At 61.7% G+C, this 2,112-nt stretch carries 1 protein-coding gene; it reads left to right on the forward strand.

All coding sequences use genetic code 11. The features are described from left to right. Positions 1–528 precede the first annotated feature (528 nt). Positions 529–2,112 (forward strand): cache domain-containing protein (locus VN419_RS06605; RefSeq protein WP_325645725.1); only part of this gene is annotated, 1,584 nt, incomplete at its 3' end.

Below are 2,112 nucleotides of genomic sequence, written 5' to 3' on the forward strand. Positions count from 1 at the left end.
GCCGCTCCACCGAGGACATCAACCGCATCGCCAGCGAGACCGCCGAGGCCATGCTCCAGTCCGGCCAGGCAGTGAGCGACCTTGCCCGCCTGGCGGGCGAGCTCAAGGGCATCATCAACAATATGAACCAGGGCTAGGCCCGCACGCACCACAAAAGAAGAGGGGAGGGGCCAAACGGCTCCTCCCCTCTTTTATTGGCCCGGGCCTCCATGGCGCATGACGGGCCCACCACCCTGCCCAGGAAACGTATCCTCCTGCCTAAATTCAATATTTATCACCAACTTTTGAACAGACAAAATTGAGGGCCTTCCGTGCGGGGGCAGGTTTCCTCGATTTTACTTATGGACTGATAGAGCGCTAGAATAATACAAATTTTGCATACACCCCTCCCCGCATTGCCAAGATGGAGCAGAACGCGTTTTCCACACCCCTCCTTCAAACGAGACGGAAATGTAACAATTCCGCAGGTTGACAGGGACACCCGACACCCCCATAGTTCGCGGAAATATACATATTGGAGGCCCCCCCTTGGCCCGCATCAAAAGCTTAGGCACGCTGCTCATCGCATCCGTCGCCATCATCGTCGTGCTCGGCGTTTCCGCCATCCTGGTCACTGTCACCACCTCCACATACAATCTGGCGTTGCAGAAAGAGCAGCAGTCGCTGCAACAGGCCGGGCAGGCCGCTCAGCGCGGACTTGACCAATACTGCGGCAATGCTCTTTCCCTGGTGCGCTCCATGGGCACGGACCCGCAGGTGCTTTCCGCCATGCAGGCGGACCCGGCAAAGGCCACGGCACGCCTGAAGGACGTTGTGAAGGCCAGCCCCGACGTGTGGAGCATCCTGGTGTTCGACGAGCAGGGCGTTGTCCGCGCAGGCGTCAACGCCCAGGGGCAAAGCCTTGCCGGGCAGTCCCGGGCCGACCGCGACTATTACAAGGCCATCATGTCGGGCAAGGAATACCACCTGGCCAAAAACATCTTGCTCTCCAAGACCGGCGGCGAGGACATGTTCATCTTCACCGCCGCCCAGGCCATCAAGGACTCCACCGGCAAAAACATCGGCGGCGTGGGCGTGTTCGTGCGCTGGTCGGCCTTTCTGGACAAGTTCATCACTCCTCTGCACTTCGGCGAGCGCGGCTACGCCTTCATGATCGATGGCCAGGGCAACATCGTGGCCCATGCCATGGACAAGAGCCTGATACTCAAGAGTGTCGCCGACCAGGCCTTCATCAAGGAGGCCCTGGCCAAGAAAAACGGCGATCTGTTCTATGAATGGAAGGGTGACAAGAAGTACCTGAGCTTCTCCACCGACGAGGAGACCGGCTTTGTGGTCTGCACCAACGCCTACGTGGATGACCTGACCCACGCGGCGCGGCAGCAGCGCAACATGCTTCTCGGCATCGGCGCCGTGGTGGTGCTGTTGCTTTGCGGTGGCATAGCCTTCATGGTGCGCAGGCTTGTGGTCGCGCCCATCAACGACATCAAGGGCTTCACCCTGGCGGTGACCGAGGGTGACTTCAAGGCCAAGCTGCACACCAACTTCCGCTTCGAACTGGCAGATCTGGCCCACAACATCCGGGGCATGGTGGCCGAGATCAAGTCCAAGCTCGGCTTCTCCCAGGGCGTGCTGGACGGCTTCGTGCTGCCCTGCGCAGCCTTTGACAAGGACAACAAGACGACCTTCGTCAACGAGCGCATGCTGGCCGCCCTGGAACGGCCGGGCAAACCGGCCGACTACCTGGGCCAGGCCTCCGGCCAGATGATCTTCGGCGACGCCAGCCGCGAGACGCTTTCCGCCCGCGCGCTGAAGGAAAACCGCATGCTCCAGGCCGAGGCGAACTATACCACGCCCAGCGGCGCGCAGAAGATCTTCGACGTCACCAGCACGCCCATCCACGACCTGGACGGCAACCTGCTGGGCACCCTGGCCGTGTGGTTCGAACTCACGGACATCCGCGCCCAGCAGAAAAAGATCGAGGAGCAGAACGCGCGCATCGCCCAGGCGGCTGCCGCGGCCAACACGGTGAGCGATCAGGTTGCCAGCGCCTCCGAGCAGCTGGCCGCGCAGATCGAGCAGTCCAGCCGGGGCACGGACGAACAGCGCGCCCGC

The sequence above is a fragment of the Humidesulfovibrio sp. genome (assembly GCF_035560995.1).
Classification (GTDB): Bacteria; Desulfobacterota; Desulfovibrionia; order Desulfovibrionales; family Desulfovibrionaceae; genus Humidesulfovibrio.